The 24539-nt window shown below is 64.0% G+C and carries 24 protein-coding genes; 16 read left to right on the top strand and 8 right to left on the bottom strand.

Annotated features, from left to right (window positions below):
• Window positions 1-67: 67 nt before the first annotated feature.
• The 4 genes from ACYQ26_RS05960 (at window position 68) to ACYQ26_RS05945 (ending at window position 3444) form a co-directional block, all read left to right on the top strand.
• Window positions 68-907: a proline dehydrogenase family protein gene (locus ACYQ26_RS05960; RefSeq protein ID WP_459807944.1), complete on the top strand. Its 840-nt coding sequence runs from the start codon at window positions 68-70 to the stop codon at window positions 905-907.
• 181 nt (window positions 908-1088) lie between these two features.
• Window positions 1089-1235, top strand: coding sequence for a hypothetical protein (locus tag ACYQ26_RS05955; RefSeq protein WP_459807943.1), 147 nt, complete (start codon window positions 1089-1091; stop codon window positions 1233-1235).
• Window positions 1225-2919 (top strand): sodium/proline symporter, encoded by a 1695-nt coding sequence (locus ACYQ26_RS05950; protein WP_459807942.1) that lies wholly within the window; start codon window positions 1225-1227, stop codon window positions 2917-2919. The genes ACYQ26_RS05955 and ACYQ26_RS05950 overlap by 11 nt, the downstream gene beginning before the upstream one ends.
• Entirely contained in the window at window positions 2920-3444 is a 525-nt protein-coding gene (locus tag ACYQ26_RS05945) for a hypothetical protein (RefSeq protein WP_459807941.1), read from the top strand.
• A gap of 612 nt (window positions 3445-4056) precedes the next feature.
• Here the strand turns inward: ACYQ26_RS05945 and ACYQ26_RS05940 are convergent.
• From ACYQ26_RS05940 to ACYQ26_RS05925, 4 genes are all read right to left on the bottom strand, one after another.
• Window positions 4057-4563: an OsmC family protein gene (locus tag ACYQ26_RS05940; RefSeq protein ID WP_459807940.1), complete on the bottom strand. Its 507-nt coding sequence runs from the start codon at window positions 4561-4563 to the stop codon at window positions 4057-4059.
• Window positions 4564-4812: 249 nt separating this feature from the next.
• Entirely contained in the window at window positions 4813-5901 is a 1089-nt protein-coding gene (locus tag ACYQ26_RS05935) for a DUF7972 family membrane protein (protein ID WP_459807939.1), read from the bottom strand.
• A 370-nt stretch (window positions 5902-6271) separates the two neighbouring features.
• Window positions 6272-7300 carry a DUF7972 family membrane protein gene (locus tag ACYQ26_RS05930; protein ID WP_459807938.1) on the bottom strand — a complete coding sequence of 343 codons (1029 nt, stop codon included), beginning with the start codon at window positions 7298-7300 and terminating at the stop codon, window positions 6272-6274.
• Window positions 7282-7671: an SPW repeat domain-containing protein gene (locus tag ACYQ26_RS05925; RefSeq protein ID WP_459807936.1), complete on the bottom strand. Its 390-nt coding sequence runs from the start codon at window positions 7669-7671 to the stop codon at window positions 7282-7284. Before ACYQ26_RS05925 ends, ACYQ26_RS05930 begins: the two co-directional genes overlap by 19 nt.
• A 508-nt stretch (window positions 7672-8179) precedes the next feature.
• Here ACYQ26_RS05925 and ACYQ26_RS05920 point away from each other — a divergent pair.
• Entirely contained in the window at window positions 8180-8941 is a 762-nt protein-coding gene (locus tag ACYQ26_RS05920; RefSeq protein WP_459807935.1) for a ZIP family metal transporter, read from the top strand.
• 767 nt (window positions 8942-9708) lie between these two features.
• On the opposite strand, the gene ACYQ26_RS05915 is transcribed toward ACYQ26_RS05920, so the two are convergent.
• A complete protein-coding gene (locus tag ACYQ26_RS05915; protein ID WP_459807934.1) occupies window positions 9709-10254 on the bottom strand; it encodes a twin-arginine translocation signal domain-containing protein in 546 nt (181 codons plus the stop codon).
• 235 nt (window positions 10255-10489) lie between these two features.
• Between ACYQ26_RS05915 and ACYQ26_RS05910 the strand changes: the two genes are divergently transcribed.
• From ACYQ26_RS05910 to ACYQ26_RS05890, 5 genes are all read left to right on the top strand, one after another.
• Window positions 10490-11323, top strand: coding sequence for a phosphoenolpyruvate hydrolase family protein (locus ACYQ26_RS05910; protein ID WP_459807933.1), 834 nt, complete (start codon window positions 10490-10492; stop codon window positions 11321-11323).
• 2 nt (window positions 11324-11325) lie between these two features.
• Window positions 11326-11769, top strand: a complete 444-nt coding sequence (locus ACYQ26_RS05905; protein WP_459807932.1) for a cupin domain-containing protein — start codon at window positions 11326-11328, stop codon at window positions 11767-11769.
• Window positions 11766-12992 carry a Tm-1-like ATP-binding domain-containing protein gene (locus tag ACYQ26_RS05900; RefSeq protein ID WP_459807931.1) on the top strand — a complete coding sequence of 409 codons (1227 nt, stop codon included), beginning with the start codon at window positions 11766-11768 and terminating at the stop codon, window positions 12990-12992. Before ACYQ26_RS05905 ends, ACYQ26_RS05900 begins: the two co-directional genes overlap by 4 nt.
• A 437-nt stretch (window positions 12993-13429) precedes the next feature.
• Window positions 13430-13882, top strand: a complete 453-nt coding sequence (locus ACYQ26_RS05895; protein WP_459807930.1) for a DUF7344 domain-containing protein — start codon at window positions 13430-13432, stop codon at window positions 13880-13882.
• Window positions 13866-14228 (top strand): HalOD1 output domain-containing protein, encoded by a 363-nt coding sequence (locus tag ACYQ26_RS05890; protein ID WP_459807929.1) that lies wholly within the window; start codon window positions 13866-13868, stop codon window positions 14226-14228. Before ACYQ26_RS05895 ends, ACYQ26_RS05890 begins: the two co-directional genes overlap by 17 nt.
• 24 nt (window positions 14229-14252) lie before the next feature.
• On the opposite strand, the gene ACYQ26_RS05885 is transcribed toward ACYQ26_RS05890, so the two are convergent.
• Window positions 14253-14930, bottom strand: coding sequence for a DUF502 domain-containing protein (locus ACYQ26_RS05885; RefSeq protein ID WP_459807928.1), 678 nt, complete (start codon window positions 14928-14930; stop codon window positions 14253-14255).
• 225 nt (window positions 14931-15155) lie between these two features.
• Between ACYQ26_RS05885 and ACYQ26_RS05880 the strand changes: the two genes are divergently transcribed.
• The 4 genes from ACYQ26_RS05880 (at window position 15156) to ACYQ26_RS05865 (ending at window position 20600) form a co-directional block, all read left to right on the top strand.
• Complete coding sequence (locus tag ACYQ26_RS05880; protein ID WP_459807926.1) at window positions 15156-15479, top strand: DMT family transporter; 324 nt, start codon at window positions 15156-15158, stop codon at window positions 15477-15479.
• 270 nt (window positions 15480-15749) lie between these two features.
• Window positions 15750-16496 (top strand): proteasome assembly chaperone family protein, encoded by a 747-nt coding sequence (locus tag ACYQ26_RS05875; RefSeq protein WP_459807925.1) that lies wholly within the window; start codon window positions 15750-15752, stop codon window positions 16494-16496.
• Between the two features lie 149 nt (window positions 16497-16645).
• Entirely contained in the window at window positions 16646-19471 is a 2826-nt protein-coding gene (locus ACYQ26_RS05870) for an outer membrane protein assembly factor BamB family protein (protein ID WP_459807924.1), read from the top strand.
• A 154-nt stretch (window positions 19472-19625) separates the two neighbouring features.
• On the top strand, window positions 19626-20600 hold the full coding sequence (locus ACYQ26_RS05865) for an ArsR/SmtB family transcription factor (protein ID WP_459807923.1): 975 nt from the start codon (window positions 19626-19628) through the stop codon (window positions 20598-20600).
• A 39-nt stretch (window positions 20601-20639) separates the two neighbouring features.
• On the opposite strand, the gene ACYQ26_RS05860 is transcribed toward ACYQ26_RS05865, so the two are convergent.
• Both ACYQ26_RS05860 and sod read right to left on the bottom strand, forming a co-directional pair.
• Window positions 20640-21677 carry a sodium:calcium antiporter gene (locus ACYQ26_RS05860; RefSeq protein WP_459807922.1) on the bottom strand — a complete coding sequence of 346 codons (1038 nt, stop codon included), beginning with the start codon at window positions 21675-21677 and terminating at the stop codon, window positions 20640-20642.
• A 281-nt stretch (window positions 21678-21958) separates the two neighbouring features.
• Window positions 21959-22561 carry a superoxide dismutase [Mn] gene (sod, locus tag ACYQ26_RS05855; protein WP_459807921.1) on the bottom strand — a complete coding sequence of 201 codons (603 nt, stop codon included), beginning with the start codon at window positions 22559-22561 and terminating at the stop codon, window positions 21959-21961.
• A 197-nt stretch (window positions 22562-22758) separates the two neighbouring features.
• On the opposite strand from sod, the gene ACYQ26_RS05850 reads away from it, so the two are divergent.
• Entirely contained in the window at window positions 22759-23520 is a 762-nt protein-coding gene (locus tag ACYQ26_RS05850) for a pirin family protein (protein WP_459807920.1), read from the top strand.
• A 315-nt stretch (window positions 23521-23835) separates the two neighbouring features.
• Window positions 23836-24399, top strand: a complete 564-nt coding sequence (locus tag ACYQ26_RS05845) for an NAD(P)/FAD-dependent oxidoreductase (protein ID WP_459807919.1) — start codon at window positions 23836-23838, stop codon at window positions 24397-24399.
• The last annotated feature ends 140 nt before the right edge of the window (window positions 24400-24539 follow it).

Below are 24539 nucleotides of genomic sequence, written 5' to 3'. Positions count from 1 at the left end.
AGTATCTTGCAGAGCGAATCTTTTGGTCGGGTATCGATTTAGGAGGGATCCGTCCCCGTTATTCGATATGATTCCCCCGATCGCCAGCCGATTCGTCGCCGGAACGACCGCGTCCGGCGCGCTCGATCACGTCGCCGACTGCAACGAGGAGAACCTCGGCGGTATCGTGAACCTGCTCGGTGAGCACTATCACGAGCGCGAACCCGCCGACGAGGACGCCGACGCGTACTGCCGACTCGTTTCCCAGTTGGCCGCTCGCGGCCTCGAGGGAAGCGTCTCGGTCAAGCCGTCCCAGATCGGGATCGACGTCGGACCGGACGTCTTCGCGGCGAACTTCGACCGGATCGTCGAGGTCGCGGCCGACGAGGACGTGTTCGTCTGGTGCGACATGGAGGATCACACGACGACCGACACGACCCTCGACGCCGTCGAATCGGCCGCGGAGACGTATCCCCACGGCGTCGGCGTCGCCATTCAGGCGAACCTCAAGCGCACGCGCGACGATCTGCGTCGCCTGGCCGACGTCCCCGCAGCGGTCCGCCTCGTGAAAGGCGCCTACGACGAGCCCGCGTCGGTCGCCTACCAGACGAAAGCCGAGGTCAACGAGGCCTACGAGGAACACCTCGAGTACCTGTTCCGGGAGTTCGACCGGGGCGTCGCCGTCGGCAGCCACGATCCGGCGATGCTCGAGACCGCCAGGGACCTCCACGAGGAGTACGGGACGCCGTTCGAGATCCAGATGCTCATGGGCGTTCGCGAGGACGCCCAGCGTCGACTCGCGGCGCAGGGCTACGAGGTCAACCAGTACGTCCCTTACGGGGACAAGTGGATGCAGTACTTCTACCGCCGGGTCCGCGAGCGCAAGGAGAACGCGCTGTTCGCGCTTCGCGCCGTCGTCGGTGTGTGAACCACGGCCGGGTCCGTCGCGGTTTCGAACCGTCCACGCAGCAGTACCGATCTTCCCTGTGCAGGTTCAGTAACGGGAGTCGAAGTCCTATCACCGTCAGAGAGTGTTCTAGTCGCCTACCAGCATCAAAAAAGGGGCAGATTCGATACTCTTATGTGTGGGTAGTAACCACACAACGGCAATGTCTGTGAGTGGCACGGTCGACCTCATATGGTTGTTCGGACCGTTCGCCGTGTATCTCGTGATGCTCGGCGTCTACTACGTGTGGGAAGGAAAGCGAGAGGAACGACTCCGTGAGAGGTACGAGGAGGTGAACCATGGCCAGTGAGGGGATCGCCGGCTCCGCCGGCATCTGGGTCCTCGGAACGTTCGCGGCGTATCTTCTCGTGTTGCTCGGGATCGGGCTGTACTCCTCCCAGCTTATGGACACCGTCGACGACTACGTCATCGGCGGTCGGAGCGTCGGACCCGTGGTGACGGGCTTCTCCGAACGCGCCTCCGAGATGAGCGGCTGGCTCACGCTCGGGGTCCCCAGCGACGCGTTCGGGACGGGCGTGATGGCCTTCTACAACGGGCTCGGTATGATCCCCGCCGACCTGTTGGCGTGGGCGGGACTCGCGAAGCGACTCCGGAAGTACACGGAGATCGTGAAGGCAGTCACGCTGCCGACGTTCTTCGAGACGCGGCTCCAGGACGACACCGGCCTCGTCAAGGGCGTCTCCGCGTTCGTCCTCATGATCTTCGAGGGCGGTTACGTCGGCGCCCAGATCGTCGCCGCCGGGACGCTGCTGGAGGTGTTGACCGGCGTCGAACCGCTCGTCGGCATCCTCGTCGGCGGGGTCATCGTCGTCGGTTACACCATCCTCGGCGGCTACTTCGCCGTCGCCTGGTCCGACTACTTCCAGGGCGCGATCATCCTCGGCGCGTTCATCGTGCTGCCGATCATCGCGTTTACGAACTACGGCCTCCCGTTCGACAACCTGGCGTCCGTCGGGAGTTCGTACACGAGCATCACGGCCGGTATGACCGGCTGGGCGGCCGTCTTCGGCATCATCAGCTACGCCGCCATCGGGCTCGGTATCCCCGGCAATCCGCACGTGATGGTGCGGTTCATGGGGATCGACGAAGTGAAGAACATCCGCCTCGCGGCGCTTGTCGCCCAGCTGTTCATGTTCGTCGCGTACATCGGCGCCGGCTTCGTCGGGCTGTACGCGCTGGTCGCCTTCGGCCAGAGCGGGATCGAGGACCCGAACAACGTCATGCCGATGCTCACCCTCGAGTTCTTCCCCGGCGCCATCGCGGGGATCATCCTCGCGGCGGCGCTGGCCGCGATGATGTCCAGCGCCGACTCGCAGCTGCTGGTCGCGACCAGCGCCATCGTCGAGGACGTCTACCACGGCTACGTGAACCCGAACGCGAGCCAGGCGAAGCTCGTCCAGTACTCCCAGATCGTCACGCTCGCGCTCGGTGCGGCCAGCATCGCCTTCGCCTACCTCGCGAAGGACACCCCGATCTACACGCTCGTGCTCGACTACGCCTGGGGCGGTCTCGGCGCGGCGATCGGGCCGACGCTGATCGCGGCGCTGTGGTGGAAACGCGTCACCGCCACGGGCTCCGTCGCGAGCATGATCGTCGGCACCACGACGATGATCCTGTGGACCCAGCTGTCGGCGCTTCTCGAGGTGCTCGGCCTCGCCAGTGTGGTCGAAGGCTCGGCGTTCCTGTCCGAACTCGTCGGCGTCTACGGGCTCTTCCCGGCCTTCATCCTCTCGACGACGACGCTGATCGTCGTCTCGCTGCTCACGCGCCCGCCGGAGGGGGTCGACGAACACTTCGACGTGTTCGACAAGCCGCTCTCGGCGCTCTCGAGCACCGAGAGCCCGACCGGCACTCCCGATTACGTCACCGACGGGGGTCGAGACGTCGATCCCAAGGCCGTGACGGAGACCGACAACATTCGCGCTCACGTCGCCGCCAGCGACTACTGGGCGGACTCGGAGGGTGACGAGTAGATGAGCGACGCTCGTCGGGCCGACACCGCGTCCGCGTCCCCGTCCGCACCCGTTCGGGGCGACCGCCGCGAGCGCGCGGAACTGTCCGTCATCGCCCCGGCGGTCGCGCGCGACGACGTCGACTCGGACGGGCGCGTCGGCGCCATCGCGTATCCCTACCGCGTCTACGACGCCGTCGCGACCGTCGAGCGGCCGCTGCTGTCGGACCGCGAGCTCGAGTACGTCGTCACCGTCGATCGCTCCCGTCGACTCGCCGTTCGCGCGGACACGTTCCCGGAGACGACGGACCGGACGGTCGAGGACGTCCTCGTCATCCCGTCGGAACTCTCCGACGAGCAGACGCGGGAGAAGGCCGAGGATTCGGTCTTCAATTGGACGCTCCGAAAGGTCGCCGTCGGCTCCGCGCCGGACGTACGCTTCGAGCGGTCCGTCGACGCCTACAAGCTGTTCTGGATCGCGTCGCGACCCGACGGCGACGTCATCGTCGACAGCGTTCGCGGCACCGAATCGCCGCTCGAGGACTGACCCGGACCGGCTTCGTCCGCTCGGATTGTGCTCGGGTCCCGCCCGAGGGCAGTGCAGTTTAGGTATCGAAGGTGCGTCCGGCGCTCGAGCTGCAAAATTTTTGATGGCTGTTCGAACCAGACAGCTTCAGTATGTGACCGAGAGGATTTAGTTTGCGGCGTGCGTCAGGCATTTCGATCGTCATTTCGGCCCACTAGCGCAGACTGAGGCCGAAGGCGGTCGATATAATTCCGTAGTCGTCGCCCAACTATCTCGAGACGGAATTCTTCATATATTGGTCAAATTCCCGTATTCATCGGCCATATATCTCCCATTATCGAGTATAGATTGGAGATAGTGGGGGCGAGACGTATAAGTCGAAATATTCCCGACTGAGCTATCGCACTCGAAGTATTTGAAATCGGATGTAGCTAGCTATCTGATACCAAGGGAGAAAAGCTGCCAAAATCAGGGGTCGAACGGGAGCGTACTGTCCGTTCAACCGGCGCCGTCCGCATCGATCGCTCGTGCTGTAGCGGTGCCGAGTACCGGGCCGATGGGGCCGACCCCGAGCGCCTCGAGGAGACGCCGTCGACTACAGCGTTCGACGACGAACCGCGGCAGTACAGTCTCCTACTCGAAGGTCCACGTGGTTTCGATTTCCGGCGGATCCGCTAGCGTCTGGTACACGACGCAGTACTTCTCGGTGTACTTCTGGAGCGCGGCCGCAGTCTCCTCGTCGAGATCCCCGTCCACGGAAACGTCGAGGCGAATGTCCGTGAACCCGACCGGCACCTCGTCGTCGATGCCCATCGTCCCCCGGAGGTCGAGATCGCCGCTGGCCTCGACGCTGATGGCGGCGTCGACGCCGAAGTTCGCCGCCACGGCCTGCGCGGTCAGCTGCGAGCAGGCCGCCAGCGCTCCCAACAGGAGGTCGCCGGAGCAGGCCGCTGCACCTGGGCCACCCGCTCCCTCGTGGAGTTCCGCCTCGTACATCGCCCTGCCGATATCCACGCTGCAGGACCTGACGTCCGCCTGCTCCTCGCCGGTCGCGGTCAACGTGACCCGTGCCGCGTCCGGGTTCTCCTCGTACTCCTTTTTGAGCGGTTCCTGCTCGTCTTGCAAGTTAATATCTGACATGCTCCGTCCGACCGTTCGTGATACAACAAGAAAGGTTCTTCTGCGAAATCGGCGCTCTATTCGGCACGCGACAGCCGATCGGTTTCGAAGGGATCGTCGCCCGTCACCTCCTCGACCAGTACCGAACGACGTGTGCTCGGCCCGCACCGAACGGCGAAGCGACCGACTCGCGTATCCGATCCGCGTCCGCTCCGCGGCCGTCGTCTGCTCGAGCCCGTTGGTACCGGCGCGACAGGAGGGGGTTCGCCGTTATCGACCACGATCGCGTTCGCTCTCGAAGTGCGTCTCGCTCCGTCGCGCATCGAACGGGCCGATGAAAAGCGTCGACCGCGACATCGCGGTTAGCCGGAATACGTAGGACAGGAGGACAGCGAACGGAACGAGGGCGATCGCCACTGCGCCGCTGACGAATATCAGCCGGTTTTCGATCCCGAAGAAGTGCCCCGGGAAAGCGTCCGGGCCGTCGATTTGGGCCGCACAGTACGTGATAAGAATCGCCGGGAGACCGGTGTACAACAGTCCTTCGGAGAGCCTGATGTACTCATCGCGGATGTAGACTATCTTTAAGTACTCTCGAGCAACCGTGAACAGTTTCAAGAGATCCCCCAGTTCGTCGAGCGCTTCCTGTAGCGGCTCCGAGAACGATTCGCTACGGGACTGACGGATCTCACGAAGCGTCCGGACCTTCTCCGACATTGCGAATCGCAAGGCCGCTGAAACCGCCTCGAATTTGCCGAACCTGCTCGACGAAAGCAGGGCGTGGACGCGTTCCGCTTCGGTTCGGGTCTCGTTTGCAAACTCGGTGATCTCGCCGTGGATACCGCTGTCACGGATGTCTGCTCGAGATGCTGTCTTCTCGATCTGTGCCGCCTGATCGGCGATTTCGTCGAGGAGAGCCGCGAGAAACGCGGCCGGTGAGGCGGGACTCACGCGAACGTCAGTGTGGGTTTCCACCTTTCGCCGCAGGTCCATCGACTGTTCGAAGCGTTCCCGCTGCTCGTCGACGGGACCCAACCCGGGAGACAGAACGAGCTGGTTGATCGAGAGGACGATGACAACGACGGAAACGATCGTTTTGAGGAGTTCGATGAGAGCGACCCCCGGCGAAACGCCCTCCGTCAAAAAGCTCTGGACGGGAACGGGACCGATCGAGCCGGCGAGGAGAATCGTGACGAAACTTCCGAGGAACAAGAGACCGGTTACGAGGTTTCGGTTTGCGTCGAGCAGAAACCACCGCTTCATCCGGAAGAGCCGACGTCTCACCGGGTTCTCCGGCGGTGTCCCGTGACTTGCGTCGTCGATCTTTCGGATCGGCTTGCCACCGTCATCGTCAGCCATACGCCGAAAGACGGGAGCGAGCCCCTAATGCGTAGGTGACAGCAGCAGGGCGAGTATCCGCAATAGCGAGATCGGGACGTCAGTGGCACCGTTTACGATCGTACTCGCATCGCCACGAGGCGCAGTCGGTGACGGGCACGGCCGATCTCGGACGAGTCGAGCAGCCACCGGTCAGCCGACGGCTCTGCGTTCCAGGGTCACAGGACGGTATCGGCGCGGGAATCGACGGTCGATACCTGCCGTAGTTGCGAACGGTACCGACAGCGCCGTTCCAGTTCGAAACTGGCGGCGTTGAACCCGGTCCTCGCTTCCTCGCTGAACCGCGCTGTTCGAGTCCGACGCTGCGACCGGGAGCAGCTGGGAGGCTGTGTTAGTCCTGGTCTCTCACCAGGTCAGTAGTGGTCGACTTCAACTCGGGTTGCTGCTCCTGAGTGGGCGTCGTAAACGGCGTGATCGCGACCGTTCGCTCCGAGACCGTCGAGATACGGAGGACGTACGCGAACAGGACCGCGAGCGGCGCGACGCCGACCGTGACGAAGACGGGCACGAGAAACGAAAGTTCCTCGGGGCCGAGCGCCGCCACGTTCGTGGTGACGAATATCTGAAGCAGCCCGACGCCGAACAGGATGGTCGGCGCGCCGACGTACAACAGATAGCGAGAGAGCCGTGCGAGCTCCTCCTGGATGTACAGCGTCTTGAGGTATTGCCGGGCGATGTCGATCTGTTTGAGACGCTTGACGAGCAACGTACATTCCGCCACGGTCTCGTCGTCAAACTCGCCGCCGTACGCGGTAAGCAGTTGCCACACGTGGTGGATATCCTCCGAGTAGTTGGTATCGAGCGTGATCATCAGCGCGTCGAAGATTTCAGCGTTACAGTCATCGAGCAGGGCCGTCGCCTCATGGACTTGGTCTTCGATGCCGGTGAGCAGGTCGCTCAGCTCCGCAGCGACCTTCTCGTCGAGGGAGGGTTGACGATCGCGGAGGTAATCGATCGAGTCTTGGACGCCCTGATGGAGGAATTTGAGGAAGGACGCGGGCGTTACGGGAGCGGTGTTCGTCTCCAGCAGTTCGATGGCGGCATCACGATACGCGGTCGTGTTTTCGATTTCGTCCCGAAGTTCGCCGGGGGCGCTTAACTGCCGTGAGATGACGAGCTGATTGATGGAGATGACGATAGTAAGGAGGGTGAAGTTGCCGCCGATGATAGCACTCGCCATATAGAACAGCGACGTGGGCCGCCCGCCTTCCGGCAGTACCAGGAATTGAACGGCGGTCGTTGCGACGAGGACGCCAACGAGTAAGACGGCCGCAATGTGTATACGGTCACCGGTCAGGGTGATCCATTCGACGATCGCGGCCGATCTGGCCCGATCGCGGCTCAGACTCTCGTCGTCCATGTCACGGACTTGTCGCTCAGGGTCAGCCATATGTTGTAGGCGGCCAGTTTCGCGATGGTTGCTCCGACAGCCATGTCGATCCAGACGAACGGCCCCTCGACACCGACGTCGGTTACGAGCGGGAAGACGATCAGCCAGAGACCGAGAACGACGCTCCCCGTGGCGGCCAACTCACTGCCGGCGTCATCGTCGTCCGTAATCCACCAGTTGTACCCGGAGACCGAGACGATCGCGCCACCAACGAGCACGTAGTTCCAGAACGCACTCCCCGTCCAGAGCGCCGCCGCATCGGTGAACACGAACGGGGTCGCAATCACCCACGCGCCGAGAATGGCGTTGACACCTGCAAGCCATTCGACGGTCGTGCTCATTGTTACTTTCATCGGCGCTTAGGCGTAGATACGAGTAAGTAGAATCCTTGTCCAAGCAAGGAGTTCCGACGGTAGTTCACACTGAACGGTGTGTATTCGTACCGAACGCTGGCCGAATTCAGAGCGAGCAGGCTGGACACCTGGTGTCTGGTCGGCCGTCCGTATCGGGTAAAATCACGTCTGCTAACCGATTATCTGTCGCAAATAGAAGCCTTACAGTTCCGGGCGGCGTCGATACGATGCGAATGCGTTCCGAGAGCGTGCCGCGGCGCGCCGCCGTACGCTGCGGCCAACGTGGGACCGTATCCGCCGGGCAACGCCGGCCGAATGCGGAACTCGGCCGACTCGAGCGCACCTCGGATCGTCGTGTGCCGGAACGGAATGCCGAGAACGTGACCCCTAGAGAGCTGTTCCACAGCCAGAGTCGACCGAAGGGTCCCGATCGTACCGCCGCTAATCGCGGCGAGACGAACTGCACGCTCGACCGTGACGCCGTCCGAAGAGAATCATGAACGTGGGAGTTCGCATCGCCCCCGTCGTCGCTCGAACCGCGAGTTCAGGGGGGCTCTTCGCAGGACTGCTCTCGAACCCGTGGTTCTATGCGGTCCTCTCAGCCGTGTCGCTGATCGTCGGGGCGGCGATCGGCATCTGGGTCGATCCGCAACGGAAGTGGCAGGCAGTTCTGCTCGCGGTCGGCGGTGGGTCGCTCGTCGTCTCGATGGCGTTTGAACTGTTTGACCCCGCGTTCCACAACATCGGCAAGTGGAACGCCTCCGGGTACTTCCTAGCTGGTACGTTCACGTTCGGTGGCCTCGACATCCTCATCGACAGCCTCTCGAACGACGAATCGACCGAGAACGGCGCGGGCTTGTGGGCCAGCGTGACCATCGACGGCATTCCGGAGAACGCGGCGATGGGGTCGCTGCTCGTCGGCAACGTACAGGGTGCGATGGCGTTCCTGTTCGCGCTCGTGGTCACGAACGGCTCGCAGTCGATTATATCCGGCACTAATATGTCCGAGGAGCGAGGGAATCGGGTGACCATGGGTGCGTGGGTCGTGACGGCGCTCGTCGTCAGCGCAGCAGTCATCCTCGGCTACCGGTACCTGCCGTCGCTGCCGAGTTACTGGGAGAGCGCACTACGAGCGTTCGCCGGCGGTGCGATCCTCGCGTCGCTCGCGGGGGAGATCTACCCCGACGCGTACGAGCAGGCCGGTCCCTATATCACCCTGGCGACCGCAGTGGGCTTTCTCGGAACGTTCCTGTTGTGAGCGTGTGCCCACCGGTACCGAGTGATCAGGCTAGCCCTGAACGGGCGTCGATCCGTGCTGCATTCCTGCCCCGAATGCAGTTATACAGCGCCAGCAGCTCGTCCCGTCGACCGTCTCGGGCCGCCGGTCGGGGTAGCTCGCCGTACCGTCGTTCCGTAGAACCGCCGCTGCTCGAGTTCGAGTATCCCTGAGCGAGTTGCGACTACCGAGGTTGGGAGACCGGAATAGAACGCTTCCCCCTGCTATATCTTGACCTTGTGGCGAGAACCACTTAAATGGCGCGCAGATAGATGGTGACGGATACGGCGTGCGGCTAGTTACGGCCGTCTGAGCGAGCAGTCGTACTCTCGAGGGATCCGGAGGAATAGATGGAGGTGATTCCGAGAACGTGACGAGGAGGAGAGACTCGAGAACCGACCATCGCCCGGGAAACCGTCCTTTCGTCGGATCGGTGCGAGTACCACTACCGCGCTCAGGGGCAGTCCCAAGTCGGTGTCCCTGTCAGAACTGCCCTGCTATTCGTATCAGCGTAGCGGATATAGATAGGAATAGACAGATCGTAGATACGTTTCCGGAATACCCTCGTTCGGAGAACGATAAGCGACCGTTTCTGATGCAGGACGTTTTCACCAGTCTCGTAGTTAGCACGTCACGCCCAAAGCGGCTCTCGGAGCAACGTGACTCGGTCCCGGTTACTGAGTAATAATCGTTGGAGGGTAGAAACTGATTAGGTGCCGTCGCCGAGGCGGACGAGCCCTCACTGCCCGTTAACTGGTTTGCCACCAGTCTTCCGTCTCGAGAATATCGTCTTCCTCCTCCTCGTCGACGGGACTGGCGTTGACGGTGACGAACTCCTGATTGTCGCTGAAGGGCGTATACTCCCGGTTCATCTGGAACACCTGCGGCTGGTCCGGATCGTCATCGGCGTCGGTGATGTAGCCGAGTTCTTCGTTGTATTCGCCAATGCTGGCGTCGTGAGCGACGAACAGCGAGACGACCTCTCCAGTGTTGAGCCACCGGATCTGGTACGTGTTGTAGTCCGAGAACCAACTGTCTCGGACATCGCCATAGTTCGGCACCCAGTTGACGACGCCCGACACGAACGCGAACCGGGCATTCGGGTAGAAGTTGCTGATGTGGATGAGCGCCTTCCACGAGTCGTCGAGGTTGAAGTCGTCGTCATCATCTTGGGCCATTGCAGTCCCGGACGTCCCGATGGCGAGGGCACCCGACGCGAGGGCTCCCTTCTTCATGAATGATCGACGCGAATCGTCCGAGCTGTCGAGGATCGTACTTCTCTCTTTTTCTGTCATAATAGCGCGCCTCCAGCAGATACGTCGGCTTGCAGTCAGGTAACCCCTATCCTTGCAATATAGCGCGAGTAGCGTAGTCCATTTCGAATTGGAGGGAACACGTAGCGTGGGAACGATCGGCTTCGGCCCAACTATCCGACGCCCGACGGTGGCAGGGACTCCGATTCGCCGACGGCCACACGTCGATCATTCGAGGAAAGCTTGAAGAGATGAAGTGTGGTTGTCATCGACTGTCATGGAATTTGCACGTGACGAATCGGTCCGACGCCTCGAGGAGACAGTTTCGAACGGAGAACCGATCATCGGCGCGGGTGCCGGGACGGGCATGTCGGCGAAGTTCGCCGAGCGCGGCGGCGTCGACCTGCTGATCATCTACAACTCCGGCCGGTATCGGATGAACGGGCGGGGCTCGCTGGCCGGCTTGCTCCCGTACGGCGACGCCAACGAGATCGTCGTCGATATGGGACGGCAGGTGTTGCCGGTCGTCGAGGACACGCCCGTGCTCGCGGGGGTCAACGGAACCGATCCGTTCCGGCAGATGGACGTCTTCATCGAGGACCTCAAGCGACGGGGGTTCTCGGGCGTCCAGAACTTCCCGACCGTCGGCCTCATCGACGAGGACAGCCAGTTCCGCCAGAACCTCGAGGAGACGGGGATGGGCTACGACAAGGAGGTCGAGATGATCCAGGAGGCCGCCGAGCAGGACATGCTCACCTGCCCGTACGTCTTCACCGAGGAGCAGGCCCGCGAGATGACCGAGGCCGGCGCGGACGTGATCGTCTCGCACATGGGACTGACGACGTCGGGCGACATCGGCGCCGAAACGGCGCTGGACCTCGACGCGGCCGCCGAGCGGGTGCAGGCCCACCACGACGCCGCCAAGGAGGTGAACGAGGACGTGCTCGTCATCTGTCACGGCGGACCGATCGCCTGGCCGGACGACGCCGAATACGTCCTCAACAACACGGAGGGCGTCGTCGGCTTCTTCGGGGCCTCCAGCCTCGAGCGCCTGCCGACCGAGGAGGCAATCGAGAATCAGGCCGCCGAGTTCAAATCGATCGAGTTCTGACCATGACGGAGACGCACACGCACTTCGTCGAACCGGACGACGTCGAGAGCCTGGCGTTCGACTGGGGCGTCCTCAAGTGGCTGCACACGCCCGAGGTCACCGGCGGCGATCGCTTCAGCGCGGGCGTCGTTCGACTCGAGCCGGGGAAGGGCCACGAGCGGCATACACACCCCGAGAGCGACGAGATCCTCTACGTCCTGCGCGGGGAGGGAAAGCAGGAGGTCGGCGACGAGACACGCGAAATTGCGGCTGGCGAGTTGGTGTTCATCCCGGAAGGCGTCGAGCACGGGACGGTAAACACCGGCTGGGAGCCGCTGCTTCTCCTGGCGGTCTACGCGCCGCCGGGTCCGGAAGCACAATTGCGAGAGCAACCCGGCTGTGAGGTCGTTCCCGCCGGCGAACCGCCGACGATGGACCGCGTCGAATCGGGTGAGTCCGACCCGTGAGCGTCGTCATCATCGGCACGCTGGACACGAAGGCCGAGGAGATCGGCTTCGCCAGGGACGTCCTCGAGGCCCAGGGCGTGGACGTTCACGTCGTTGATGCCGGCGTAATGGGCGAACCGGGGCCGATGGTCAAACCGGAAACGCCGGCGAGTGAAGTCGCCGAGGCGGCGGGGACGACCCTCGAGCACCTCCGCGAGGAGGCCGACCGCGGCGAGGCGATGGAGGCGATGGGCGAGGGCGCGGCCGCGATCGCCGAGGAACTCCACGACGACGACGTTCTCGACGGCGTGCTCGGACTGGGCGGATCAGGCAACACCTCGATCGCGACGACGGCGATGCGGGCGCTACCGGTCGGCGTTCCGAAGCTCATGATCTCCACGATGGCCTCCGGCGACACGGAGCCCTACGTCGGTTCGCGAGATATCGCGATGCTGTACTCGGTCGCCGACATCGAGGGGCTGAATCAACTCTCGCGGCGGATCATCGCCAACGGCACCCTGGCGATGGTCGGGATGGTGACGAACGACCCCGACGTCGACGTCGAGGATCGGCCGACGATCGGCATTACGATGTTCGGCGTCACGACGCCCTGCGTGCAGACCGCCCGCGAGATACTCGAGGAGAAGGGGTACGAGACGATCGTCTTCCACGCCACCGGGACGGGCGGGCGCGCGATGGAGTCGCTCGTCGAGGAGGGCGTCATCGACGGCGTGCTCGACGTCACGACGACCGAGTGGGCCGACGAACTGGTCGGCGGCGTCTTGAGCGCCGGGCCGGATCGCCTCGAGGCGGCCGGCGACGAGGGCATCCCGCAGGTCGTGTCGACGGGCGCGCTCGACATGGTCAACTTCGGGCCGCGCGATTCGGTTCCCGAGGAGTTCGAGGGACGACAGTTCCACATCCACAATCCGCAGGTGACGCTCATGCGGACGACGCCGGAAGAGAACGCCGAACTCGGGGAGATCATCGCCGAGAAACTCAACGCGGCGACCGGCCCTACCGCGCTCGCGCTCCCGCTCGAGGGCGTCTCGGCGATCGACGTCGAGGGCGAGGACTTCCACGATCCCGAGGCCGACGACGCGCTGTTCGACGCGCTGCGGTCGACGCTCGACGACGACGTCGAACTGCTCGAACGCGAGACCGACATCAACGACGAGGCCTTCGCCGAGACACTCGCGGAGACGCTGGACGAGTACATGCGAGACGCTGGCCGCGCTCCGTGACGTCCCGTGACGTCGGCCGTAGAGTGGTAGCGGTCGATAGAACGAATACCGAGCCGGGGTCGATGATGTGGGTGTAGCACCCGACTCGGTACTGTCCCTTAGTCGGCAGCGGCGATAGCGCTGTCGTCAGGATGTTCGACTCTTCCCCGCCGTCGACCGTGGCGGGTACCGAGGGCGACCGTCGATCGAGAGACGTTCAGCCGATCAACGAGTTCTCGAGGGTAGAACAGGTCTCGAGAGAGTGCAACGAGCCCCCGCCGAGCGGTTTCTGTTCGTGTCAGTTCCGTCGGTACGTCCCCCGTCTTCGCCCTACCCGCAGACGAAAATTTTCGGCCGGCCGCGTCGAAACCTCCGATCGGTGATATCTCTCGTAGCCCTGTTAGTGTACGCATCTGACTGGCAGCGGGGTTTAATAATTCGGCCAGTCTCTTCGTAGTATGGGAGATGATACCGGACATCATGATGATGGCGATATCGACTCGGCGAGTCCACTGGCCGGGGAGGGACCCCTGCCGCAAGCCGTACTGGAATTAGATCACGTCTACGAGGCACTGGGCCATCCGCGACGTCGCTATCTCTGCTACACGCTTCTCGAGACTACGGAGTGGACGCTGACCGATCTAGCGACGAAAATCGCCGCGTGGGAGAACGACATCCCCGATCACGAGGTCACGACTCTACAGCGAGAGCGGGTGTACGTCTCGCTCTATCACGCTCACGTCCCCAAATTAGTCGATGAGGGTGTCATCACCTTCGATGACGCGACCGAGACCATTACACCCGCCGAGAACGCCGCCCAAGTCCTGCTCGCGCTCGAAGGCGTGGGAGCGAGTCTCGACAGCAACCAAGAAGCGCACGCCCGGAGTGATATGGATGCCGACGAACGATAACGGCGGAACTGACAGCGGCGACGATCTGACGCTCAATCGAGAGAGACACTGGCAGCAAACCGCACAGCGGTTATACGAACCCGAGCGTGATGGTGGGCTTACGACCGCGATCGTGTTCGCCATCGCGGAAGCAAAGGAGGTCTCTCCGAGTGAGGTGAAATCCCCACCGCTGTACGAAAGCGTCGATGTCGCCGGTATCGAAGACGCGTTCTTCGGTTCCAAGACGAGGAGAGCATCCCGACAGGGGGCGGGAACCGTCGAATTTTGCTACGCCGATCATCTCATCAAGGTGAGAAGCGATGGCTGGGTGCAGGTCTACGAACCGACCGGAACCGAGCTATCGTGAGCGTTCAACGAGTGATCTTCTCGGTCACTCCCCATCTTTCTCTCGGGACCGGTCGGCGGCGTCGACGACGTCGATCGGGATTTCCTCGTCTCGCGAGACCTCGTCACCGGTACCGAATCCGCCGCTAAGCACTCGCCCAAGTGCCCGCTCGAACGGTTCGTCGAGGTGCTCCACCTCGTCGGGATCGGCTTCGACGAGGAAGCCGCTGGTCACGTTCGGCGACGTCGGCACGAAGTACAGCGCCTGGCCGTCGGTCGTCGAGCGGCCGGTCTTGAACGCCGTCACCCAGATCTCGTCCCAGGCCTCGAGTTTGACCGGCTGACGGAGTTCCGTCTGCTCGTTCACCGCGGTTTCGGCGGCCGTCTTCGAGGCGTTGTAGACGACGCGAACGCCGGGGAGGGAGTTCGCGCTGGTATCGATCGCCCGTTCGAACACCGCACCCAGCGCCGTCCGCGCTGCCAACCCGGTCGCGTAGAGCAGTCCGAGAAGCACGCCCGTCGAGACGGCGACGCGGAGCAGCGCCGTCAGTCTGGCCCGTAGGGCGTCGTTCGCGACGAACGTCTCGAGGAGCCACTCGGGGACGAGAAGGTCCGGGGTGAGACCGTCGACGAATCCGTACAGCACGTAGCAGAGGTAGCCGATGACGAGGATCGGCGCGAGGACGATCAGCCCGCGGGAGAAGTCTCGTTTCCAGGAGGACATGTAATGACGAGCGGCGGTTCCTACCCGAACTCTGACGGCTGCCGAGTTCAACGTTTCGACACGCGCCGTCCCGCTCCCCGAACGGGACGAGCCACCGCCCGGCGCTCGCCTCGCGTCTCGAGTTCCCCGTCCGACGCGTCGGACGGGCTGGATCCGTCCGGACCGTCGAACCGAGCGGATTCGATACCGAAAGCCATAGCTCGGGGAGCCGAAAAGTTCGACGCGATGGCCTGGATCATCCTTTTCGTCGCCGGCCTGTTCGAGATCGCGTGGGCGATCGGGCTGGCCTATTCCGACGGGCTCTCGAAGCCGCTCCCGACGGTTGGAACGGGTATCGCGCTCGTCATCAGTATGGTGTTGCTCGCGAAAGCGGTCCAGGACCTCCCGATCGGGACCGCCTACGCCGTCTGGACGGGGATCGGTGCCGTGGGGACGACGACGCTCGGTATCCTCCTCTTCGACGAACCGGCGACGAGCGCTCGCCTCCTCTTTATTTCCGTGATCGTCGTCGGCATCGTCGGTCTCAACCTCGTCTCCGGGGGCCACTGACGGTACCTTCTGCGCAAGACACTACTCGAGGCGCGATAGAGTCGCGGCGGCTGCGGACGTCGCGTCGGGAACGTAGAACGGTCGCCCGAACGCGTTCGCGCGTCTCGAAGCGCGGTGCAGACGCGCTCCGTTTCGACATCGCCCACCACCCTATACTATAGAAATCGCCGGCGTTCTGAACGCCGAACCCGGGGCACTATCGACAACCGATACTGCACCTGACGCGTCCCGTAGGCATATGTGACCGGTCGGTGTAGGCCGACGGGAATCATGCCAGACGCATCCGACGGACTGTTCCATCGATCGACCGACCTCGAGGCCGAATCGCCGACGCTGATCGAAGGGTTGCCGGGCCACGGACTGGTCGCGTCGATCGCCGTCGATCAGCTCACCGACCAGCTCGACCTCGAGGAGTACGGGTCGATCCGGGCCGACGCCTTGCCGCCCGTCGCCTCGTTCACTGACGGGCTGGTGCAGGATACGGTACGGGTCTACGGCGGCACGGATCCGGACATCATGACGCTCCAGAGCGACGTGCCGATCCCGGAGGAGGCGTTCGACGAGTTGAGCCGGTGCGTCCTGGAGGAACTGGTCGACGATTTCAGCCGGGCGATCTTCCTCGCCGGGGCGCCGGCTCAGTCTGAGGAGCAGCAGGGCGAGGTCGTCGGCGTCGCCACGACCGAGGAGCTGCGGACGGAACTCGAGGACGCCGGGATCGAACTGGCGGAAGAGTCCGGCGCCGTAAGCGGCGTGACCGGGGCGCTCATCAACGCCTGCTATCAGGCGGACGTGCCGGCGGCGCTGCTGCTCGTCCGCGCAGATCCCCGGCTTCCGGATCCGGCCGCGGCGCGGTCCGTGATCGAGACGGCGCTCGAGCCGCTGGTCGAGTTCGACATCGATACCACCGAACTTCGCGAGCAGGCCGAGGAGATTCAACGGCAAAAACAGCAGGTCGCACAGCAGTTACAGCAGGGACAGAACCAACAGGACGAGCCCGTTCGTGGGATGTTCCGATAGAGCGATAGTTCCGCGTCACCTCTGCGCGTCGGTGTTGGCCCAGCGAGTCGATCTGGAGGGAGCTCCGAGAGAGGAAGCTCGAGTTCAGTAATTCGCACATTCTTCTCGGAGAGAAGATATTTCTACGGCTGATTAGTACGACGAGACGGATGACAGATCGGACTCGTCGCGATATTCTTTGCAGGGCGACGATCGGGGGCGTTGCCGCTGCGACGACGCCCGGCCTCGTCGGGACCGGCGCAGCAGTCCAGGCCGAACCGGTCGGTGGCGCGCCGATAGATCAGTACGACGGCGCCCATACCGGCTACGCGCCGAACGAACTGGGACCGGAACGCGATCCGGTGGTGCTGTGGGAACACGAGACGGACGGGAAAATATCGACGTCACCTGCGGTCGTCGACGGGGTCGCGTACGTCGCCGGCGGCGACGGAACGATATCGGCGCTCGACGCGACCGACGGGAGCGTGCGGTGGACGTTCGACGTCGATGCGGAAGTGACGACGTCGCCGACGGTCGTCGACGGACTGGTGTACGTCGCCGCCGAGGACGGAAGACTGTACGCACTCGATGCGGACGGCGGGCGTACGGAGTGGACGGCGACGGTCGGTGCCGACCCCTCGACGCCGGTCGTCGCGGACGATCTCGTACATGTCTCGGGCGGCGGCGCTCTCCGACTGATCGGCGGCGACGGCGACGAACTCGATTCGGTACCGCTTTCGGGGGAGACCGTAGCGACGCCGGCGGTCGACGACGGAGCGTACGTCGGGACCGACGACGGCACCCTCTACGCGTTCGACGTCGAATCGACCGCCGACGGGCCCGTCCTCGTGGAACGGTGGTCGATCGACACCGTCGTCAGTCGGGTTCCGACGCTCTCGGTCGCCGACGGAACGGTCTGGGTGACCGGCGCGAGTCCGGGGGAGATGGACCAGGGTCGCGTGTACGCGTTGGACGCGAAAACCGGCTCCGAGCGGTGGAGCGTTAGCGTCACGCCGTGGATTCGGGGGTCGGTCGCGGTGACGGACGACACGGCGTACGTCGGTACTGCGGACGGCGAGGTCGTCGCCTTGGCCGCCAACGACGGTACCGAACGCTGGCGAGTCGACGTCAATAGCTCGTGGAGTTTCCTCTTTTGGGGTCCCGGCGTCTCGAGCGGGGCGGTCGTTGCGGGTGAGACGCTGTACGTCGGCAGCGAAGACGACAGCCTGTACGCGATCGACGCCGAGGCGGGCGAGGTACGGTGGCGGTTCGAGACGGGCGGCGCGATCGTGTCCACGCCGACGGTCGTGAACGGCATCGCGTATGTCGGGAGTACCGACGGTCGCGTATACGCGATCACGTCCGCCGATAGTTCGCCGGTACCGCTCCCCGGGGACGTCAAAAGCGCGGCGGCGGGAACCGGAGGTACTGGCGGAGGCGTACTCGCAGCGGTGTGGAGCACCGTCTCTTCGCCGCTCGTTCTCCTCGGCGGGCTGGGCCTCCTACTAGTTCTGCTGGCGGCTGGAAGCGGCGACGCTGACTCCACCCAGACCGAAACTACCGAAACCGCCGGCGACGAGACGACCCGGACGTCGGGTGACGAATCCGCTACCCTCGAGACGGAAGGCGTGCCCGAGTCGCTTCGCAACAGTCGTTCGACCCTCCGAAACCGGATCGACGCGTTCGCGGACCGGAACGAGCTTCACGACCGGACGACGAGCGAGATACCCGTTCCCGAGCCGGAATCGTTCGACGACGTCGATGCGGCCCGCGCGGCGTACGACCGTCTCGAAGGCGAGATCAGCGACTGGAAGGACGACTGGCGAGCGGTGATGGACCGGCGGTCGCGGCTCGAAACGCGAATCGATAAGCTCGGTTCCAAAACGCCGTCCGCGGATGCGCCAGCGGTGGACTGCCCCGACCTCGACGAGTTCCGAGCGCTACACGACGCCCGCGAAGCGCTCGATCGGCTCGAGACGCGGGTCGCGGAGTGGGAGGCTGCGTTCGACGAGTACCGCGAGCTCCGAAACGACGAGCCAGCCTACGAGTACCTCTCCGTTCCGGAGGCGCCGTCCGTTGCGGCGCCGGCGTCGTACCGTCGAGCTAGACGGGCGCGCTCGGCGTACGAGTCCGTTATCGATCAGAGAGGTGCACACGAGCGAATCGACGACGCGTTGGCCCGACTAGACGAGTCGACGGCCCCGGTTGATGTCACGCCCATTGCGGAGCGCGTATCCGACGCCCTCAGCGACGAAGATAGTTCGGCAGTCGCCGATCGAGTGGCGGTAGCGTCCTCGCTTGTCGACCGTGCGGCGGCGCTCACAGCGCGGCGCGAACTCGACGATACCGACGCGTTCCTCGAGGACCTCGTCGCGACGATAGAACGAGCCGGTCTGCCGGAGACCGACGATCTCTCAGAGTACGAACGCATCGTTAACGGCGTCGAGACCGTCGTCGACTTCCTCGACCGCGTCGATCACGGCCATCCGTCGATCGACGCCGACGAGTGGCTGGATGCGGCGAACCTGGCGCTTGCCGAAACGTATCCGAAGGTACTCGATCCGGTGACCAATCGGATCGACCGGATGGATGAGAGCCTCTGGACCCACGACCATCTCCAAGCGTACTCGTGGGAGGAGTTCGAGGAGTTGGTCGGCTCGCTGTACCGGACGCTTGGCTACGAGACGACGGTGACCCAGCAAACGGCGGACCTCGGTATCGACGTCTGGGCCGAGGACGACGACGAACGCGTCGCTGTACAGGCGAAGCGATACAAACGCGGCAACACCGTCGGTCGGGAGACGCTCCAGAAGCTGGCGAGCACGCTCGCGAAGGGCGACGCCGATCGAGTCGTCGTCGTAACGACCTCGACGTTCGCACGCACGGCCGAAGAGTACGCCGCCGACTTTGGGACGGGAATCAAACTCATCGACGGCGATCGCCTCCTGACGTTGCTCAACGAGTCGGATCTACCCCCGCCGACCGAGAACAGGTAACGGGTCCGCGTACGTGTGAACGATGATCGGCGGGCCGGTGTACGTCGTCCCGTCAGGTAACCCCGATAACGAACCCGTCGAACGGTCGATCTCGAGACCGACATCGGACCGGCCGCTTCGATAGACTTTACCACGTGGTCAACTAGATTCGCCCATGAGCCAGTTCGACCGGACCGTCGGGTCCGACTCGGATTCCGGGGAAAACCCCGACCCCAGCGTCGAAGCCGAGTCCGAGTCGGAGCTCGACCCCGTCGCGGAAACCGAATCCCGGCTGCTTCCCGCAGACGTGTTTTCGACCCTCGGCAACGAGACCCGCGTGGACATCCTCCGTTCGCTGCTCGAGCTCGACGCCGACGAGTCCCCGGTCAGCTTCACCGAGCTCTTCGAGGCGGTCGACATCGAGGACAGTGCGAACTTCAACTACCACCTCCAGCAGCTCACCGACCACTTCATCGCGCGGACCGATGACGGCTACGAGTTCCGCTATCCCGGCCGGAAGGTCGTCAGCTCGATCTTCAGCGGGACGTTCACCGAACGCGCGAAGCTCGGTTTCTTCCCGGTCGAGGGCTCGTGTTACGACTGCGACGGCTCGCTGCAGGGGTGGTACGTCGACGATACGCTCACGATCGGCTGTACCGATTGCGGCGCGATTCAGGTGAGCTACCCGTTCCCGACCGGCGGCCTCGACGACCGCTCGACCGAGGAACTCCTGCAGGCGTTTCACCACTACGTGCGCCACCACTACTGTCTCGCCGCCGACGGCGTCTGTCCGGAGTGTACGGGCGCCGTCGAAACCGACCTCGTCCGCGATCCCGACGCCGACGATCAACAGGTCGCCGTCGAACACGTCTGCCAGCGCTGTGGCTACCGGCTCCAGTCGACGGTCGGCCTCACGCTACTCGATAACGCCGACGTCCTCGTCTTCCACTCCGAGCGCGGCGTCGACCTGAACGCGGAACCGTTCTGGAACTTCGACTGGTGCGTCAGCGACGCCCGGACGACGATCGTCGAGGAGGACCCGCTCCGCGTGCGGCTCACGCTTCCCTGCGACGGCGACGAACTCCAGGTGCTGCTCGACGAGACCGGGTCGGTACTCGAGACGGCGGTGGTCGAACACCTGCCGCAGTAACTCCCGCGGTCTCCGTCTCGGTAGCACGACCCGATCGGCTCACGTCCCTTTGAGCAGCTGCGTTACGCCGACCGTCTCAGCGATCACCCAGAGAACGAACAGCCCGTACGCGAGCAACAGCGCGTAGGATTCGCCACGCGTGATCACGAGGTCCGTCCGGAGAAACGTAAACAGCAGCACGGTCGCGAGCGTCAGGACGCCGAACATGGGAACGGCGACCGCGAAGTCGACGGGGACGCTCCCGGCGATCATCACCCCGAGCGGGATGGCGACGAGGAGGTCGAAGGTGTTCGATCCGAGCACGTTTCCGAGGCTCGTCACGCCTTTCCCCGCTTTCGCGGACCGGACGCTGACGAGCGTATCCGGGAGGCTGGTTGCCGCCGCGATGATAGTGACGCCCGCCAGGAACTCGGGGATCCCGAACGTGTGGCTGAGCGATTCGACGCCCCCGACCAACTGTTCGACGGACACGAGTATCACGAGGAGCCCGACCGCCAGTTTCCCCCACGCCGTTCCGATCGAACCCTCGAGCGCCTCGCTCTCGGCGTCGTAATCGCTCACGTCCTGCCACTGAATGAAGACGTAGAGGCCGTAGAGGAGGATCGGAATCAGCGCGAACGGTCGCGTGATCCGTCCGGTGAGTTCCGAGCCGTCGGGCACCGGAACGTAGATCACCGCGAGCGCGAACGTCACGACGAGCGCGGAGACGGCGATCATGTAGAACTGCGCCTCCTTGAAGACGAGCGTCCGGTTCGTCTCGAGTTCGTCCTCGGTGGCGACGCCCGACAGTGCGGGGATAACGAGGATGTTGAAAAGCGCGGAGCCGACGATCGCGCCGACGCCCATGTCGAACGTCCCGCCGAGCGCCGTGAAAACGACGCTCGCCAGTTCCGGGAAACTGGACCCGATCGCCACGACGATCGACCCCTGAACGACGGCGGGGAGTCCGTAGTACGTCGCGAGGTGTTCGGCGGATTCCTCGAGCCAGCCGCTGCCGAACCAGATGAGGACCGTTGTGACGGCGATGATCGCGATATTGATGCTCGGCGTATCCGGAAGGAACGTAACTGGAATCACGGGTAGCAGGGGGTCATACCGAAGGGAACTCGTTTACACGCGGACCGGCATTCCGAGTCGTCCGGCCACCACGTCTCGATCGACGAGCGTTCACGTCGCATCTCTTTCTTCGCGGTGATCATATGTCTTGGTTCGACGCAACAAGCCAGGGACGAACGGCGGCTACCGGTGATCGACTAGGGAGCACGCGGACTGCGTCGCTCGAGCCGAGACGCGAAAAATGAACGGCAGTTACGATGTCGACGGAATACCGACCGCCGTGATGCCCACGTCAGGCGGCGTTACTCGAACAGTTCGACGGCCTGCTCGTAGCGGGCCGACGGCTCCTCCCAGTCGACGACCTCGAAGAAGGCGTCGACGAAGTCGCCTCGAGCGGGACCGTAGTCGTGGTAGTAGGAGTGTTCCCAGACGTCCAGCGCGAGGATCGGGTGGCTGCCCCAGAGCGCGCCCTGGTCGTGCTTGTCGACGACGACGTTGCGCAGCTGGTTGCTGAAGGAGTCGTAGACCAGCAGTGCCCAGCCGCCCGCGTTCGAGGCAGCGGCCTCGAACTCGCCCTTCCAGGCCTCGTAGGAGCCGAAGTCCTCCTCGATGCGGTCCGCGAGGTCGCCCTCGGGCTCGTCGCCGCCCTCGGGGCTCATGGACTGCCAGAAGAGGTCGTGCAGGATGTGTCCCGAGCCGTTGTGGGTGACGTTGCGGATGGCGCCCGCCGAGTCGGAGAAGTCGCCCTCCTCGCGGTTCTCCGCGAGCGTCTCCTCGGCGCTGTTCCAGCCGTTGACGTAGCCCTGGTGGTGCGTGTCGTGGTGCCAGGTGAGTACCTGTTCGCTGATGTGCGGTTCGAGTGCGTCGTAGTCGTACGGAAGCGGCGGCAGTTCGTAATCGCTCATACAGTTTCGAGTAGCAACGGAACGGATATGAAGATTTTCTGTAGGGCGTTCAAGTAACGGAGATGGTGGGTTTGCAGCCCGGTAGATGCGGGCCCTCAGACACCCCTAGGCGCACATAGGCATCTAATGTCGGGTTTTAGACTGCTTTCGGTTTCCGGCTACGGGATCCTTATCAGGAGCGGGAAACGAGGGCGAGTATGACCTCGAACGAAACGACGACCGACCGAGACGGGCCGCTCTCGGGCGCGACGGTTCGACACGGGGCCGGCGTCACCGCGAACCGCGCGTTCCCCACGAACAACTACCCCGCGAATCTCGATCCGTTCGTCCTCTTCGAGCGGTTCTACATCGATCCCGAGAAGGGGTTCCCGATGCACCCCCACAAGGGGTTCGAGATCGTCACCTACATGCTCGAGGGCGGGATGGACCACGAGGACACGCTCGACGTGAGCTACACGGCTCGAGCGGGCGACGCCATGCGGATCACGACCGGCAGCGGCATCCGCCACTCGGAGTTCGCCGCCGACGGGGCGGCCTGCAACGGCCTCCAGCTCTGGGTGAACCTCCCGGACGCGGAGAAAGACGCCGAGCCGGGGTACGCCGACGCGACGGGCGACGAACTGCCGACCGAAGACCGGGAGGGAGCGACCGTGACCACCGTCGTCGGCGACGGGTCGCCGATCGACCTCCACACCGAAATGGAGTACCTGGACGTCCGCGTCACCGACGACTGGACGTGGTCGCCGCCCGACGACTGGACCGGCTTCCTCTACGGCGTTGCGGGCGAGGGAACCGTCGACAGGCACGAGCGCACCTTCGGCGAGGGCGACGTGTTCCTTGTCGAGGAGTCCCACAGCGGTGACGTCGTCCTCGAGACCGAAGGGTCGGCCCGTCTCGTCGCCGTTTCCGGACGCCCTCACGGCGATCCGATCCGCCAGCAGGGCCCGTTCGTCCTTTAGCTGTGCGAATACCGTCGCCGTCGGGCCGCTCGCCGTCAGGTCGCTCGGGATTCGTCTTTGCTGCCGAGGCGACGAACGGTCCCGTCGGTCGTTCGCGGCCGACCTTTCGACGGCGCAACTGTAGCGGCGTACAGAAAAGACGGACTACGGAGCCGGCACGATAGACCGACCGAGCGGAGTGGCGACCGCACGGTTCCGAAAGCGAGTTTTCGCGGTCGTACCCGAGATCGCAGGCCGCTCGTCTGGGAAACGGCGCGTACCGGCGTTCTTTACCAGATGGTAAAATACATTATAGAGCAGTGACTGGTTTCGAACATGGCAGACGTAGCAATCGTCGGCGGTGGCCCCGCCGGCCTCAGCGCTGCACTGTACGCCGCGAAGAACGACCTCGAGACGATCCTCTTCGACACGGACGAGTCGTGGATGCACAAGGCGCACCTGTTCAACTATCCCGCCGTCCGGAGCATCAGCGGCGACGAGTTCCTCGAAATCTCGCGCGGACAGGCCCGCGACCGCGGGACGACCCTCCGCGAAGACGAGGAAGTGACCGCCGTGGAGGAAAACGGCGACGAATTCGCGATTACGACGGAAGACGACGAGTACACCGCCGAGTACGTGATTCTGGCGACCGGCGGAAACCGCGACCTCGCGGAGCAACTGGGCTGTGCGTTCACCGACGAGGACGTCGTCGACGTGACCCTCGATATGGAGACGTCGGTCGAGAACGTCTACGCGACCGGTGCGATGGGCCGCGCCGAGAAGTGGCAGGCGGTCATCGCGGCTGGAGACGGCGCCGCGGCCGTGCTCGATATCCTCTCGAAGGAGAAGGGCGAGTACTACCACGACTTCGATATGCCCTCGGACGTTCCCGAGCTCTGAGCGGCGAGACGGACACGTCGTGACGGGAGAGCAGAATCGAACACCGCTTAGCGGCCGAGCGGCGTCGAACCTCGGCGATCGACAGGGGAACTAATCGCCAACGAACGACGGCCGTCGGGATGGGCCGACCGGTCGCCGTT

This window comes from Halopiger thermotolerans (assembly GCF_054654555.1).
This window is presented reverse-complemented; position numbering and strand designations above follow the sequence as displayed.

What these genes read in the sequence shown, in the direction of transcription:
- ACYQ26_RS05920 (WP_459807935.1), top strand. Translation starts at nt 8,180, where the DNA reads ATGAACGTGGGAGTTCGCATCGCCCCCGTCGTCGCTCGAACCGCGAGT.
- ACYQ26_RS05960 (WP_459807944.1), top strand. Translation starts at nt 68, where the DNA reads ATGATTCCCCCGATCGCCAGCCGATTCGTCGCCGGAACGACCGCGTCC.
- ACYQ26_RS05945 (WP_459807941.1), top strand. Translation starts at nt 2,920, where the DNA reads ATGAGCGACGCTCGTCGGGCCGACACCGCGTCCGCGTCCCCGTCCGCA.
- ACYQ26_RS05940 (WP_459807940.1), bottom strand. Translation starts at nt 4,563, where the DNA reads ATGTCAGATATTAACTTGCAAGACGAGCAGGAACCGCTCAAAAAGGAG.
- ACYQ26_RS05955 (WP_459807943.1), top strand. Translation starts at nt 1,089, where the DNA reads ATGTCTGTGAGTGGCACGGTCGACCTCATATGGTTGTTCGGACCGTTC.
- sod (WP_459807921.1), bottom strand. Translation starts at nt 22,561, where the DNA reads ATGAGCGATTACGAACTGCCGCCGCTTCCGTACGACTACGACGCACTC.
- ACYQ26_RS05880 (WP_459807926.1), top strand. Translation starts at nt 15,156, where the DNA reads ATGGCCTGGATCATCCTTTTCGTCGCCGGCCTGTTCGAGATCGCGTGG.
- ACYQ26_RS05870 (WP_459807924.1), top strand. Translation starts at nt 16,646, where the DNA reads ATGACAGATCGGACTCGTCGCGATATTCTTTGCAGGGCGACGATCGGG.
- ACYQ26_RS05865 (WP_459807923.1), top strand. Translation starts at nt 19,626, where the DNA reads ATGAGCCAGTTCGACCGGACCGTCGGGTCCGACTCGGATTCCGGGGAA.
- ACYQ26_RS05890 (WP_459807929.1), top strand. Translation starts at nt 13,866, where the DNA reads ATGCCGACGAACGATAACGGCGGAACTGACAGCGGCGACGATCTGACG.
- ACYQ26_RS05850 (WP_459807920.1), top strand. Translation starts at nt 22,759, where the DNA reads ATGACCTCGAACGAAACGACGACCGACCGAGACGGGCCGCTCTCGGGC.
- ACYQ26_RS05915 (WP_459807934.1), bottom strand. Translation starts at nt 10,254, where the DNA reads ATGACAGAAAAAGAGAGAAGTACGATCCTCGACAGCTCGGACGATTCG.
- ACYQ26_RS05895 (WP_459807930.1), top strand. Translation starts at nt 13,430, where the DNA reads ATGGGAGATGATACCGGACATCATGATGATGGCGATATCGACTCGGCG.
- ACYQ26_RS05910 (WP_459807933.1), top strand. Translation starts at nt 10,490, where the DNA reads ATGGAATTTGCACGTGACGAATCGGTCCGACGCCTCGAGGAGACAGTT.
- ACYQ26_RS05950 (WP_459807942.1), top strand. Translation starts at nt 1,225, where the DNA reads ATGGCCAGTGAGGGGATCGCCGGCTCCGCCGGCATCTGGGTCCTCGGA.
- ACYQ26_RS05905 (WP_459807932.1), top strand. Translation starts at nt 11,326, where the DNA reads ATGACGGAGACGCACACGCACTTCGTCGAACCGGACGACGTCGAGAGC.
- ACYQ26_RS05930 (WP_459807938.1), bottom strand. Translation starts at nt 7,300, where the DNA reads ATGGACGACGAGAGTCTGAGCCGCGATCGGGCCAGATCGGCCGCGATC.
- ACYQ26_RS05935 (WP_459807939.1), bottom strand. Translation starts at nt 5,901, where the DNA reads ATGGCTGACGATGACGGTGGCAAGCCGATCCGAAAGATCGACGACGCA.
- ACYQ26_RS05885 (WP_459807928.1), bottom strand. Translation starts at nt 14,930, where the DNA reads ATGTCCTCCTGGAAACGAGACTTCTCCCGCGGGCTGATCGTCCTCGCG.
- ACYQ26_RS05925 (WP_459807936.1), bottom strand. Translation starts at nt 7,671, where the DNA reads ATGAGCACGACCGTCGAATGGCTTGCAGGTGTCAACGCCATTCTCGGC.
- ACYQ26_RS05875 (WP_459807925.1), top strand. Translation starts at nt 15,750, where the DNA reads ATGCCAGACGCATCCGACGGACTGTTCCATCGATCGACCGACCTCGAG.
- ACYQ26_RS05845 (WP_459807919.1), top strand. Translation starts at nt 23,836, where the DNA reads ATGGCAGACGTAGCAATCGTCGGCGGTGGCCCCGCCGGCCTCAGCGCT.